The organism is Cytobacillus solani (assembly GCF_001420595.1).
Lineage (GTDB): Bacteria > Bacillota > Bacilli > Bacillales > Cytobacillaceae > Cytobacillus > Cytobacillus solani.
In genome coordinates, this window is record NZ_LJIX01000006.1 from 2,433,578 (window position 1) to 2,447,724 (window position 14,147).

General features: G+C 37.3%; 14 protein-coding genes and 1 pseudogene. 6 read left to right on the forward strand and 9 right to left on the reverse strand.

Annotated features, from left to right (window positions below):
- Positions 1–64: 64 nt before the first annotated feature.
- Positions 65–835, forward strand: a complete 771-nt coding sequence (locus AN957_RS13985) for a hypothetical protein (RefSeq protein ID WP_056684699.1) — start codon at positions 65–67, stop codon at positions 833–835.
- A 43-nt stretch (positions 836–878) separates the two neighbouring features.
- Here AN957_RS13985 and AN957_RS13990 read toward each other — a convergent pair whose 3' ends face one another.
- Complete coding sequence (locus AN957_RS13990; protein WP_053476095.1) at positions 879–3,038, reverse strand: PAS domain-containing protein; 2,160 nt, start codon at positions 3,036–3,038, stop codon at positions 879–881.
- A gap of 252 nt (positions 3,039–3,290) precedes the next feature.
- Here AN957_RS13990 and yhfH point away from each other — a divergent pair, with 252 nt between their 5' ends.
- Both yhfH and AN957_RS13995 read left to right on the forward strand, forming a co-directional pair.
- Entirely contained in the window at positions 3,291–3,425 is a 135-nt protein-coding gene (gene yhfH / locus AN957_RS26930; protein ID WP_075209151.1) for a protein YhfH, read from the forward strand.
- A gap of 132 nt (positions 3,426–3,557) precedes the next feature.
- The gene (locus tag AN957_RS13995; protein WP_053476096.1) at positions 3,558–3,737 is read left to right on the forward strand and encodes a hypothetical protein; all 180 of its coding nucleotides are present in this window, start codon (positions 3,558–3,560) and stop codon (positions 3,735–3,737) included.
- A gap of 205 nt (positions 3,738–3,942) precedes the next feature.
- On the opposite strand, the gene AN957_RS14000 is transcribed toward AN957_RS13995, so the two are convergent.
- Entirely contained in the window at positions 3,943–4,131 is a 189-nt protein-coding gene (locus AN957_RS14000; protein WP_053476097.1) for a cold-inducible protein YdjO-related protein, read from the reverse strand.
- A 174-nt stretch (positions 4,132–4,305) separates the two neighbouring features.
- Here AN957_RS14000 and AN957_RS27765 point away from each other — a divergent pair, with 174 nt between their 5' ends.
- Entirely contained in the window at positions 4,306–4,449 is a 144-nt protein-coding gene (locus tag AN957_RS27765; RefSeq protein ID WP_156319115.1) for a hypothetical protein, read from the forward strand.
- A gap of 162 nt (positions 4,450–4,611) precedes the next feature.
- On the opposite strand, the gene AN957_RS14010 is transcribed toward AN957_RS27765, so the two are convergent.
- Positions 4,612–5,802: an MFS transporter gene (locus AN957_RS14010; RefSeq protein WP_380000843.1), complete on the reverse strand. Its 1,191-nt coding sequence runs from the start codon at positions 5,800–5,802 to the stop codon at positions 4,612–4,614.
- Between the two features lie 178 nt (positions 5,803–5,980).
- Here AN957_RS14010 and AN957_RS27400 point away from each other — a divergent pair.
- A pseudogene (locus AN957_RS27400) lies at positions 5,981–6,576 on the forward strand (nucleoside transporter C-terminal domain-containing protein).
- 113 nt (positions 6,577–6,689) lie between these two features.
- Here AN957_RS27400 and AN957_RS14025 read toward each other — a convergent pair.
- The 6 genes from AN957_RS14025 to AN957_RS14050 all read right to left on the reverse strand — a co-directional run bounded on the left by AN957_RS14025 (position 6,690) and on the right by AN957_RS14050 (position 12,267).
- The gene (locus AN957_RS14025) at positions 6,690–7,583 is read right to left on the reverse strand and encodes a NapH/MauN family ferredoxin-type protein (protein ID WP_231690072.1); all 894 of its coding nucleotides are present in this window, start codon (positions 7,581–7,583) and stop codon (positions 6,690–6,692) included.
- An 11-nt stretch (positions 7,584–7,594) separates the two neighbouring features.
- Positions 7,595–8,152 carry a 4Fe-4S dicluster domain-containing protein gene (locus AN957_RS14030; RefSeq protein ID WP_053476102.1) on the reverse strand — a complete coding sequence of 186 codons (558 nt, stop codon included), beginning with the start codon at positions 8,150–8,152 and terminating at the stop codon, positions 7,595–7,597.
- Positions 8,149–8,409 (reverse strand): chaperone NapD, encoded by a 261-nt coding sequence (locus AN957_RS14035; RefSeq protein ID WP_197282526.1) that lies wholly within the window; start codon positions 8,407–8,409, stop codon positions 8,149–8,151. Before AN957_RS14035 ends, AN957_RS14030 begins: the two co-directional genes overlap by 4 nt.
- A gap of 173 nt (positions 8,410–8,582) precedes the next feature.
- Positions 8,583–8,999 carry a nitrate reductase cytochrome c-type subunit gene (locus AN957_RS14040; RefSeq protein ID WP_053476104.1) on the reverse strand — a complete coding sequence of 139 codons (417 nt, stop codon included), beginning with the start codon at positions 8,997–8,999 and terminating at the stop codon, positions 8,583–8,585.
- 17 nt (positions 9,000–9,016) lie between these two features.
- Entirely contained in the window at positions 9,017–11,557 is a 2,541-nt protein-coding gene (gene napA / locus AN957_RS14045; RefSeq protein WP_053476105.1) for a nitrate reductase catalytic subunit NapA, read from the reverse strand.
- 113 nt (positions 11,558–11,670) lie between these two features.
- Entirely contained in the window at positions 11,671–12,267 is a 597-nt protein-coding gene (locus tag AN957_RS14050) for a 4Fe-4S dicluster domain-containing protein (RefSeq protein ID WP_053476106.1), read from the reverse strand.
- A 394-nt stretch (positions 12,268–12,661) separates the two neighbouring features.
- Between AN957_RS14050 and AN957_RS14055 the strand changes: the two genes are divergently transcribed.
- Entirely contained in the window at positions 12,662–14,146 is a 1,485-nt protein-coding gene (locus tag AN957_RS14055) for an aldehyde dehydrogenase family protein (RefSeq protein WP_053476107.1), read from the forward strand.
- Position 14,147: the final 1 nt, after the last annotated feature.

Consider the following 14,147-nt stretch of genomic DNA (forward strand, 5'->3'; position numbering starts at 1 on the left):
ATAAACATAACATAAAAAAAGTACTGCTTTATGTGGTATGAGAAGGAAGGAGTGAACGATAGGAATGTTTTCTAACCGTGACATAGAACCAAGGCTATTTCAGAGGAAAGAGATAAATGAAACATCCAATCAAGAAACCTTTCGCTATAATTATTTGCAGAGTGTCCTTGAGCAACAACAGAAAGTGAACCATCGTTTTTCAGAAGCTTTTGGAAAATTGGATAGTCGGATTGACCATTCATTTAAAGATGTTCATCATCAAATGGTGGTTTCTACAGCGAATCAAAATGAATATTTCAACACACTTATTAACAAATTAGAAAATAAGGATGGGCTCATAAACCATTTATTATCGACAATTGAACAGCAGGAGAACGAAAATAGTCTGCTTCTCGAACGTCTTGACCTTCTTGAAAATAGAAATGGGCTCATTGTTAAGTTAATCGAACGAGAAAATCTAATCAATCAGGCAATCTTGGACCAAGTTTCGATACAGCATCATTCAACAGAAATGCTTACAGGCAAAATCGCTAATTTTGAATCGATATCAACAAAGATGTCGGAACAGCTGGTGAAACAAGAAGAACGGTATGACGAGATGATAAAGCAACTTGAGGTGCAGGAAGTCTACCATACAACAGTCATGGAACGATTAGACGTACAAGAGGCATTAACGCAGAAAATCATTCGGCAGCTTGATAACCTCCGTACGGTTGTTTATGAACGTGCTTCCTTTATAAGTCAAAGTTTTGAAGAGAATTTCAAGAAAATGGTGAAACCTGTTCAAAGTTTTTTTGTTCATCAAAATGATAAAGAGGATAGACATTCAAAATGATCAAAGTAAAAAGGAAGGGTTTCTCCTTCCTTTTTGTCTTTTATTAGGCTGTTTTGGCAGGTAATTTAATTGTGAAAGTTGTACCTTTATTGAGTTCACTTTCAACATCAACCTTACCGTTATGACTTTCAATAATATGAAAGCTTACCATTAAACCAAGTCCATTTCCCTTCTTTTTCGTTGTGAAAAATGGTTCACCTATTTTTTCTAGTTTATCTTTTGGAATTCCCATCCCTGTGTCCTGAATGGATACATGTACGGTTTGACCAACAACCCTTACGCGTATTCTTATTTCTCCTCCATTAGGTATGGCGTCGATCCCATTTTTTATGAAATTTATGAGAACCTGCTTCAAACGGTTTTCATCACAATCAACAGTTACATTCTCTTGGTTAAATTCAAAGTAAATATGAATATTTTTCTTCCTTGCTTCAAATTCAAATAATGAAAGTACTGTTTTAATAATAGGAATGATGTTTTTTTCCTCTAATACGACTGCCTTTGGTTTTGCAAGCATCATAAAATCTTCGACAATATTGTTTACACGATCAATTTCATCAAGGATGATGTCTAAATATTCTTGCCGTTCTTTATTTGTTTCATCTAATTGAAGGAACTCGGTGTACCCTCTCATTGAAGTTAATGGATTGCGGATTTCATGTGCAACACCAGCTGCCAGCTGTCCAACTGTTGCCAGCTTGTCCTGTCGATGCATAATTTCCTCGTTTTTCTTCCTCTCGGTAATATCATTCCGAATAGCTAAGTACTGATATGGTTTCCCGTTTTCTTTTAAAAAAGGTACAATCGTTGTATCAACCCAATAAAGCGTCCCATCCTTCGCTTTATTTTGAATTTCCCCCTTCCAAACTTTTCCTTGTCCGATTGTCCTCCAGAGCTCTTGGAAAAACTCTTTTGAATGATACATGGAATTTAACAAAGAATGTGTTTGTCCGATAATTTCTTCTCTGCTGTACTTCGAAATTTCACAAAAACGGTCATTCACATTCGTAATGATTCCTTTTTCATCTGTAAAGGCAACGATGGAAGATTGATCTAGGGCAAATTTTATATCACTTACTTCTTTTAATGTTTCTTTTAGATGCTTCTCGGTTGTTTTCAAAGCAGTAATATCTGATCGAATCGAAACGAATTGATATGGTACTCCCTCCTGATTGAGAAATGGCACGATCGTTGTCTCTACCCAATACAGTTTCCCTTCCTTTGAGCGATTACATATTTCACCTCTCCAAATTTCCCCAGATGATACGGTATCCCATAGATCTTTGAAAAACTGGGTAGAATGAACGCCTGAATTTAAGAGATTATGAGTCTTACCCAGCACTTCATGCATTTCATATTTTGAGATTTCAACAAATTTATCATTCACATATGTTATTTTTCCATCTGGATCTGTGATGGTCACGATTGAAGATTCATCGAGTGCTGACTTAATATCGCTTAGATTCGTGTTGCTTACAGCAAGCATTTTTCCTGTAATCGTTCTTGAACCAATTAATCCACTTAGGATTAGTATCGAAACAAAAAAGACGAGATAAATCAGATAGGTTTCAGGATTAGACGTTTGTTGTGCAGTACCTGATGTTTTCATTGAAGAGGATGCGCGCAGCAACAGTAAATATCCTTCAATAATAGCGCCTGTAATGACTAGTGAACTAATGGGCATAATCCATATTTCATTAATACGTGAAAGACCTTTAGAATAAAATAGCATCCAATAAGAAAATACAAATGAGCAAAAGATGAGAAGTGTTGAGACTGAAAATAGGACAGGATTATAATGGATATTCATTTTCATGGCATACATACCGGTAATATGTATCGACAAGACCGCTATGGTCATAAAAAAACTGCCTAATAACAAATGGCGAAATTTAAGTTTCATATCAATGACACAATAAAATGACATTCCTGTAAATGCAATGCCAAAAACAAGTGATAATACAGTTAACGGAATATGATAGGTCGCGGACCCATTCATATTAATGGCAACCATCCCAATAAAGTTCATAATCCAAATTCCTACTCCAAGCGAAAAGGTACCCCCTAAAAATAGAAATCCTTTATTACTTTCAGTAGAACGTGTAAGTGAGAATAAATCTAAACCTGTATAGGATGCGATAAATGTAAGAACCATCGCAACAAAAATAAGCATTGGATTAAACAATTGTAAAATGTCTAGCATAAATGTTCTAAAAGCCCCCTTTAATTAAGGCATAAAAAAATAATCACAAGTATGATTGTAATCCAAATAACCATTGGTTGGAAGTGAAAATCTGAAATATCTTTATATATCTTACCTTAGGGAATTTTTTAAAAAATAATAAAATGTTTAAATATTCTTTTAATTATTGTGCACATTTTAATTCTGTTAGTGTATACTGTACTATAACAATAGGAAAATAATAAGTCTGTATTATAAAAAGGAGGAGTTACTATGATTAATGTGGCAAATGAAAAATCAAAAGGAAAGCAAGGTAAAGTATGCCCAGAATGTGGTCAAAGGGTTCATGAACATGTAGAAACCTATCTGTTGGAATGTGATCGATGCTTATCAAAAAAAGCGGAATAACAGCTAGTAAATAGATAGTACAGATATAGATAGATCAGTCCCTCTTTATATAGAGGGATTTTCTTTTTCAAACATGCATAAGGGGTCGAATTAATTGTCATGTTATTGATAAGGAAGAAAGGAGAACTAAAATTGAAGAAGCAAAAAAATACAAACGAAGGAATTAATGATTATAGGATTATGAGCAAGGATGAGAAGCATCCGAATGAAAACAATTATAGAGGGGGGGCATTAAACGAACACCACTCAATAGAAACTGCCAATATTCTTATTGGTGAAAATGAAATAGGCCAGCAAAATGAAAACTTGTAAAGAATAAATACGCCAGTGACTTGATCACCCCCGACAATCATAAGTCGAGACTCTTGCGTTTATACTCGTGCTGCCTAAAATTCCTTGCGAGTTGGACGCAGACCAATTCGGAACAAAATTATCCATTATATCCGATAATATTCATTTTCTTAACAATATAAAAAGACTGTTGTCTATCTCTCTTCAACAGTCTTTTTGAAAAACGTTATTCAATTTGCGGAAGTTCACGCATTTCAGCATTCGTATCATTGCCGCATAATGGGCATTTTAAGTCATCTGAAGCAAAATCTTTTCTCATCCATCCATTACAATCATCATGGCTGCAAGAATAAATTTCCGTATCTAACATGACGACTTCTGGTTTATCATCTTGATTTTTTCGGTTAAAGAAAATAGCAAACGCCCCCTTTTATCTAGTACTAGCGCCTTAGCATTACCCTTACAGGAACGATCAGTACTTTGATGGTTCCGAAGGCACTTACGCATTTCTTACTTAGTATGTTCATATTAAGGAAGATTTAACCTTCGAAAAGTTTAGGGTATCTAATTGTAAATGGAGGATATGACAATGAATATGAATAATAAAACAAATAAATACACTGTTGTAGGAACTGATATTGAAGAGGTTAAACGGCTTAATCGTGAATCAGGCTTATCATACAATGAAGTAAAAGAACTTTTGGCAAAGAGATCGGACAATAGAAGTAAATAAGAACAAATGAAGTTGCGAGCAATTTTTGTACTTTCCAGCTTCGTTTTTTTATGGCAGTCCCTCCTTCCACTTTAGAACTTCCTTTTTTTAAAACTGTTATATATTTCCTAATACAGTTAGATTTAAAATAAATAAAGCCCTCCGTAATGGAGGGCTTAGAAATTAAAAGTTCATTTTACTAGTAGCACGTATTTTTGAGCTTCCCTTTTCCTCCTTAATTAACCATAAACTTAAGCAAATCCCAATAAAAGCTAGAATGGCAAAAAATAAGTATACGGTAAAAATAGAAGATTCTTCAAAGATGATCCCTCCGACAAAAGTACAGAACCAGTTTCCTAGGCCATTTCCAATTGCAGAGTAAAGTGTAATCGCTGTTGCTGTAATATGGACGGGTGTGATATCCCGAATATACTGTAAGCCTGCAGGTATAAATAGACCGATTGAGAAGCCCTGTAAGATGGAAGTAGCATAGATGATCCAAAGATCAGGTTCAGCAAAATAAAGCAGCCATCTTGCTAACGACACGATTCCAGCAATAGTCGCAACTTGGAGTAATCCAATCCGATTAATCCAGCTTGCAGCTACCTTCATAAACGGCACTTCAGATAAGACGGCTAGTAAAAAAGCAATCCCGATTCCTGTATATGTTCCCCCGCTCCCATCAATAAACAATCCAAAGTATGTATTGTTAGCTAGGTTTGGACCAAAAACTAAAAATGTGATTCCAAGAAAGACAAGAAATTTCTTATGAAAAAGTATCTCTTTTACTCCCCCGAGGAGATTTTGATTTTTTGAACTTTTTTCAAACGGCATTCTAGAAGCAAGAAAACTCGCTAGTAATAAAGAAAAGAAAAAAGAATAGAAAATAATTTCTGGATCTAGTTCAGATAGCCTTCCCATAATAAAAACAGCAAGACCAAAGCCAAGAGAACCAAACAAGCGGATATTCCCATAATTCACCTTGACCTTACTTGTATATTTTAATGCTAGACTATCAGACACGGGTATAATGGCACTTTGGAAAATGGCAACTAATGTTGCTGTCATAAATATCCAATAATAGCCGTTAAAAGCGATATATCCTAACCCAAATATTCCTGCAACTACTGTGGCAGCTGTTAGTATTTTGATAGGTGCGTTTAATTTATCGGAAACCATTCCCCATATAGGCTGAAAAAATATCATGACAATCGGACTAATCGACATAATTGTCCCGATTTGATATCCATTTAAATGTTCGACATCACTTAAGTAAACACTTAGTAAAGGATATAAACTTCCAGTTCCGAAAAAAGTTAGTAAATAGAATGATTGCATTGTCCATATATTTCTTTTTATATCCTTTTTCATTATTCATCCTCACATATTGTTTAGTTTGAAATTTCTAGTATTTAAAAAGAATGCAAAATATATTGTATCACTTTTGAAGTGGCAAATCTTAACTATCTTTACACTACGACAAAATATTTTTGTATGACTCTTTTGATTTTGGGGAAAATCTAATGATAAATTGTGTACGAGGTGTGTTTTCATGAATTATATTTGGGGATTATTGGGGATTGCGACGATCTTTGCTATCGCTCTTCTTCTCTCTTCCAATCGAAAGGCAATTAATATTCGAACAATCCTTGCAGGGCTTGCAATCCAAGTGGGGTTTGCTGTTATTGTACTAAAATGGGAGTACGGGAAAAAGGCATTAGAGAAGTTTACAAATGTAGTCAATGAAGTTGTTGGCTATGCAAATGAAGGAATTAACTTCCTTTTTGGGGGATTGTTTGCTGAAGGGACTAATATTGGGACTATATTTGCCTTCCAGGTTTTACCGATAGTTGGAATGAAGCTGTACAAGCTGGCGGGTATATCGGACAGAAATTAGTGTTAAACGAATTTGTTGCCTACTCCTCTTTTGCACCTGAAATCAGTCATTTGTCTCCAAAATCTGTGATTGTTATTAGCTTTGCTTTATGCGGTTTTGCTAATATTTCATCAATGGCTATTCTTCTCGGAGGTTTAGGGAATCTTGCTCCAGGACGAAGAAGCGACATTGCCAAACTAGGCATTAAAGCAGTAATTGCAGGTGCACTTGCATCCTTATTAAGTGCCGCTATTGCAGGAATGTTTATTTAGTTAAAAAGCAACTCCAACAGAAATGATAAGAGTGAATAAGCTGCCAGCAATGGCAGTAGCTTACCAAGAAAAAACAGGGCAAAACCAAATTGGTTTTGTCCTGTTGAATAGGCTCAATTTTTAATATTATACCATTTTGCTAGTCTTTCCTTCTCAAACTGTTCCTTTCCTATCACCAAATCTTCTTTATATCTAGAAGTCGGAAGTTGTGCAGTAATTTTTAATGCACCAAATGGACAATGATCGACACAAGCTCCACAGAGACTACAATCACCAGACACAACAAATTTACTCTCTCGAAATATACCAGGTTCTAATATAACTGGATCTGCAAAGCAGACAGAACGGCATTTATCACAGCCAACACATGCATCATGATCAAATTTCACATTGAAAATCCCAGCTTTTCCGATCGATTGATAAAATCCCCCTAAAGGGCAAAAATAACGGCACCACCCACGTTTCGAAATTAGAAGTTCGAATAAAACTATTGCTATGATGATCCATATTCCTATTCCGAAAGTAAATAAGGCATTCCTCATTGTAAATCCTATAGGAGAAAATAATTCAAAGACTGGAACCCCAACCAGAAATGATAAAAGTAATATGGCAAGTGCCAAATGTTTTTTTGTATGCCGATTGTACATCTTATCTGGAACCTTCATGAACCTTCTAAATTTTTCAGTTAACTCTAACAAAGTATTAACAGGACAGATCCAGCTGCAAAATGTTCTGCCTCTAATAATTAAATAAAACACAAAAATAATCAGTGCTCCAGTTAAATAAGCAAAATGGATTTGTTTCGATGCCATCATCACTTGCAATGCGGCGAATGGATCTGACAGCACAATCCCGACAATTGTGGAGGAACTTAAAGAACCAAAGAAAAAATTTTCTCCCTCTACTGCAACAAAAAATAGTGGTGAGCAAAAAAGGGCGATAATGAAAAATTGAATAATTCTTCTTGCTATTGTCCATTTTCGGATTGAAAATACCTTATTTCTCATCCTGCTCATTCCTAACCTAATGTTTGGATGCGTATTCCTTTTTGTTCAGAGATACAGTTTGCTACACACATTCCGCAACCTGTACAATTTTCATCAATTACCTTTGGTATCCCATTCATTGAAACAAGTGCTCCTTTAACTGGGCAGGAACGAACACAAAAATCACACATTACCTCTTGAAAAGCTAGACAACGATTGGTTAAAATTTCTGCCTTTCCAATCGACGGTTCTTCAAGTAAGCCTATCCTGCTTAAAGCATTTGTTGGACATACCTCAACACATTCCATACAAAATGTACATGGGCTCTGATTCGGATTCAAGTAAGGAGTATTTATCAGTTTCGCTCCATCAGATAAAGTAAATAGATTGATAATTCCCTCTGGGCAGCCATCTTTACATTTTCCGCATCTCGTGCAAGATGTTAGAAACTCAAGTTCATTAAGGGCACCAGGAGGTCTGAAAAAATCTCTTTCCTGTTCCATTTGTGTACCGAGAAAATTCCCCAAAAAACCAACAGTTGCCTCTAAATTAATAGATAAGAATTGCCTTCTGTTTATTCTTTCATTCATCTGAAAACACCTGCTTCTTGATAAGCAGGTTCCTCTTCAAAATTACTGTAGGCTAAACAAATCGTAAGAATTCCATCAATAGGCTTGAAGGTTTCAGCAATTTCATAGCTTTTATTAATTGATTCTGCTTCAATCGTAAGAATAATTTTATAATCATCCTCTATATGATGGACTTCAACTCCATTTATTTCAGCTAATAATGCAGCTGCATTATTGGCTCCGCCCGGAATCGTTTCTATATAAATGCCTGATATCACCATAAAATCCCCGGCTTTCCTGTGAAATTTGTAAATTCCCATAATTTATAAGCTTTTTTAAATAGTTTTTTCTATTTTTCTTTGCCAAAGGTGTATCCGTTCATTATGTTATTTATTTGAATAAAACGATATGAGCGTGTACACCAAAGGCACCTCATACTAATCTATAAAATCTATTTTTCTTCCTCATTAAACGCAGTTTTACTATCATTTTGTGTGGCATGGCATTGCTGGCAATTGTCTCTAAAGATTGTTCCTTTTGTGTCTTCATCATAATAATGATTTGCTGGAGGCGTCGGTGCCCCAGTTTCCGGAACTGCATGACAGGTCATACAGCTTTCATGATGAATCTCAGGGTTCCAGCGATCAATGTGATCCGCAGGCTGCATTGGCGGTGCACCGAGGAGCACCATTGTTGCAGAGGCTTCCCTTCCTTCCACTTCCAGCTGAGGGATGGATACCGTTTCCACTTTCTGTGGAGTTTGATCATCTGTTTCTGATGATTGTGGTGTTGATAATTTTGTTGCTCCAATTGCGATCGATATGATTAGCATAAATGCAACAACAAATAGTATTTCTTTGCTTCTCATGATATTCCCCCCAATCTTTATGCCTTAACAATTTTAACTGCACATTTTTTATAATCTGGCTGTTTTGAGATTGGACAATAGCAATCTAGTGTGACAAGATTGATTAATGTTTCCTCGGCAAAAAATGGTACATAGATGAGTCCCTTAGGGGGATTTCCTCTTCCTTTCGTTGTGGCTTTTACTTGTACTTCACCTCGTCTTGATACTACCTTGACCAAGTCTCCGTTTTGAATGCCTAATGCCTTGGCATCCTCAGGATGAACTTCACAGAAAGCTTCTGGTACAGCTCGATGGAGTTCTGGAACACGTCGTGTCATTGAACCGCTGTGCCAGTGTTCTAGTACACGTCCAGTACAAAGCCAGAATGGGTACTCGGCATCAGGTATTTCCGCTGCATCTTCAAATGGACGGAAAATGACACTTGGACGGTGATCATCCGATTTATAAAAATCAATATCTTTATATTTTCCTACTGTTCCAAATTCCTCTACTCCATATTGGTCATAGCCTTCTTCTTGTTTCCCGTGTACATACCGCCAGTTTGTTTCTACCCATTTGCCATTTACCTCACGGACTGGCCAGCAAATTCCGTGCTGTTTGAAATATTCCTCGTATGGAGCCATTTGCTTTGCCTTTAATTTAAGTTTTTTACCGAGTTCCTGAATTTCTTTGTTTGTACTTTCATGGGGATTTGTAAAAGAGCGATATTCAGCCCACAAACGGCTATTGACTTCATGGCCATCTTCTAGCAAATCATTTTTATCATAATCCCATATATTTCCAAAGAGGACATCAAAAGCTGCCTTATTGCCTATCATTTTGCCATCTAGTACACGTTTGGCTACTTGCACAAGTGTCCATATATCCCATTTAGCTTCCCCTGGAGGTTCTGTGCATTTTTCGAACACTGACGTACGTCTTTCTGCATTGCCAAATTGTCCTTCCCGTTCAACCCACATAGCTGCTGGGAAAACGACATCTGCGAGTTCTGTTGATTTAGTAGGATACACTTCCGAAACAACGATAAATCCATCAAGAACTCCCTTGCCGTCAGCATCCTTCCCGCGATAACGATTGAGTTTTGGCATCGTTTGTCCCCAGTTATTGGACATACTCCAAAGGAATTTGACATTTCCTTTCCCTAATTCCCTAAACATCTTAACCGTATGGAACCCTGGTTTCTCAATCGGGTCAAGATAACCCGCAGGCAAGTTCCAAATCATTTCTGTATATCTTCTATGCTCTGGGTTGCTTACGACCATATCCGAAGGGAGCCTGTGGGAGAATACGCCAACCTCTCTAGCTGTACCACAGGCACTAGGCTGCCCAGTTAATGAAAATGGTCCGTTCCCTGGCTTGCTTATTTTTCCAGTTAATAAATGAATATTATAGACAAGATTATTTATCCATGTTCCTCGTGTATGCTGATTCATTCCCATGGTCCAAAGAGACATGATTTTTTTATCAGGATCTCCAAATTCTTTCGCAAGAGTTTCTATATCTGCAGCTGGTACTCCGGAAATTTCTGCCGCTTTTTCAAATGTATAAGTGCTTACACTCTGTTTATATTCTTCAAAGGTGATATTCCAAACCTTATCCGCATCTTTTCCATCCGTTACATCATAATCATCTTTAAAGGAATGGCCAAGATTCTCTGTTCCTGCCTTAAACTGGAGATGTTCATCTATGAATTTTTGATCATATTTTTTATTTTGAATGAGATAGTTTGCAATGGCATTTGCGATTGCTAAATCTGATTGCGGTCTAAATACTAAAACAGAATCGGCAACTTCAGAAGTCCGAGAATGTCTAGTGGTTATGTCATAGAGTTTAACGCCTGGATTTGCAATCTTCCTAGCTGTTAAACGTGAAAACAGAACAGGATGCATTTCAGCCATATTGGCACCCCATGTAACAAAAACATCTGCTTCATCTAAATCTTTATAGGAGCCCATCGGTTCGTCCGACTGGAAAGTAGACATAAACCCAGTAACTGCACTGGCCATACAAAGTCTTGCATTCGGATCAATATTATTATTTAATAAGCCAGCTTTCCAAAGTTTAACAGATACATAGCCATCCATGATTGTCTGCTGACCAGAGCCCCAGAATGCGATCGATTTTGGATCCTTTTCATAGTTTTCCTTTAACTTCTTTGCTACCAGGTCAAGTGCTTCTTCCCAGGAAGCCTCTCTAAAACCCTCCATTGTACCTTTTTTTGATTTGTCTTCCCGTATTAACGGTTTTGTCAGGCGATCTTTTCCAAATAAGATTTTCCCTACATAAAAACCTTTAATACAGTTAAGTCCTCTGCTTGAACGGTTATCTGGGTCACCCTTAGTGGCTACAACTTTCCCATCTTTTATTCCTACTAATACACCGCATCCTGTACCGCAGAATCGGCAAACAGTCGATTTCCATTCATCTGGTTCTGTTGATTCTCCAGCTATTGCCACTTCTGTTCCTGAAGGTTTTGCCTCCTTCTTTTTACAGCCAGCAACAGCCATTGTCATGGAGATTGCAGTTGCTTTAAGCAAGGTTCTTCTAGATAATTCCATAGCTTACTTTCCTCCCTTTTAAATGAAGAGACTTTATCTATCTATTTAAAGTGGCTTAAATTTGTTGAGCAGTATGTATCTAATCTATGTGCTCATGCCACTAAAAACCGCTATTAAAAGATCCCCTTTATTACTCGTGGTTTAACTCTTATCGCAACAGGATTCTCTATGACACATCTTTCTTCACAGATCCCACAGCCCACACATTTCTCAGGATCTATAATAGGTGCAAAGACAGCGTGTGTTGGGTCATCAGGTTTTACATAAATATTTAATTTAATTGCTTCGTCTATTAATGGACATTCACGATAGCATACTTCGCACCTCATACCTTGGTAAGCAATACAATGTTTCGTATCAATAACAGCTAGGCCCATTTCTACATCGTATACATTATTAATTCCTGTTAGAGCATCTGTTGGGCAAACATTAACACAAGGGTAGTCATCACAAAGGCGGCATGGATTATCTCTTGCATCGATATAAGGAGTTCCAATCCCAAAGCCTAGGTTTTCCTTTCCCATTTTGATAGAGTCATAGGGACAGGCTTGATTACACTTCCCGCATCTAATGCAAAGGGCAAGAAATTCATCTTCATCAACTGCTCCCGGGGGCCGCAGAACAGTTTTATTTCCTGCTTTCATCATCCCGAGAAGTTCATATGCAGCTAGCCCGCCAATCAAAATTTTGAATAATCCTGTACCCTTCATTCCCTTGCCCCCCTTTGAATACAGGTCTTTTAAGTTATTACTGGAAATACTTATCTTTATCGTATTCTTAACCTAATCGTAGTTCTGTGACATATTCCTCAAATCACAGAATGTTCAAAAAGAGGAAAAATAGCATCAACACTGGCTTTTCGTGTCGGACAGGTAAATTGTTCACCATTAGTTCAAACTACTGCCATTTTTCTGACATATTTACAATGATGGAAAAAGATATTCATAGAAAAGACGTGTCGATTGTTGTCAGAATATTTGTTTAATTATTCATTGATTATCAATTTTTCATAGTGTTAACATAGTATTGTAAGCGTTCACAAAGGCATTCTTCTTAAACTAGCAGCATGAAATACATAGATTACTATTTTAAAGGAGGAGTATGATGAGTCAATTAACAGTTAGTCTAAAGGAAAAGGTAGAAAAATTTCTAACCGGAAAAAAACATCTATATATTAATGGAGAGTTTGTTGAAAGCAAGTCTCAAAAAACATTTGAAACATATAATCCAGCTACTGGCGAGGTGCTAGCTAATGTATTCGAGGCAGGGCCTGAGGACATCGATCTTGCTGTAAAAGCTGCTAGAAAGGCGTTTGATGAAGGTCCTTGGTCAAAGATGAGTGCAGCGAAAAGAAGCAGACTTATGTATAAACTTGCAGATTTAATGGAAGAAAACAGTGCAGAATTAGCACAATTGGAAACATTAGATAATGGGAAACCTATTCGTGAAACAACTAATGCGGATATTCCGCTAGCTGTTGAGCATATGCGATATTATGCCGGATGGTCGACAAAAATTGTAGGACAAACGATTCCTGTAAGCGGTCCATTTTTCAACTATACACGCCATGAAGCAGTAGGTGTAGTAGGGCAAATTATTCCATGGAACTTCCCTCTCCTAATGGCGATGTGGAAAATAGGAGCAGCTCTCGCGACTGGCTGTACAGTCGTATTGAAGCCTGCGGAGCAAACACCGCTTTCTGCTTTATACTTAGCAGAATTAATTGAAGAAGCCGGTTTCCCTGCTGGTGTAGTGAATATTGTACCAGGATTTGGTGAAACAGCTGGTCAGCCATTAGTCGATCATCCACTAGTGGACAAAATTGCATTTACCGGTTCAACTGAAGTTGGAAAATTGATAATGGAGAAAGCTTCTAAGACTTTAAAAAGAGTAACGCTTGAATTAGGAGGAAAATCGCCTAATATCATTCTACCGGATGCAGATTTAACAAAGGCGATTCCAGGTGCATTAAATGGGGTTATGTTTAATCAAGGGCAAGTATGCTGTGCTGGATCTCGAGTCTTTATCCAAAAGAAGCAATTTGATAATGTTGTCGCCGATATGGTTAGTCATGCTAAGAAAATCAAACAAGGTGCAGGTATTCATGCAGATACTGAAATTGGCCCGCTCGTCTCAACTGAACAGCAAAATCGAGTCCTGGGCTATATTGAAAAAGGTGTCAGTGAAGGTGCGCAGCTTCTTGTTGGCGGTGAAAAGCCACAGGAGCAAGGATATTTTGTCTCCCCTACTATTTTTGCAGATGTTCGGGATGAAATGACCATTGCGAAAGAAGAAATTTTTGGTCCTGTTATTTCTGCATTACCGTATGAGGATTTGGATGAATTGATTAATCGTGCCAATAACAGCGAGTATGGTTTAGCTGCAGGTGTTTGGACGCGTGATATTGCCAATGCCCATTACGTTGCAAGCAAGCTTCGTGCAGGAACGGTATGGGTGAATTGCTATAATGCCTTTGATGCCGCTTCTCCATTTGGCGGGTATAAACAGTCAGGTATGGGACGAGAAATGGGATCCTATGCGCTAAATAACTACACAGAAGTGAAAAGTGTTTGGATTTCAATGAAATAAA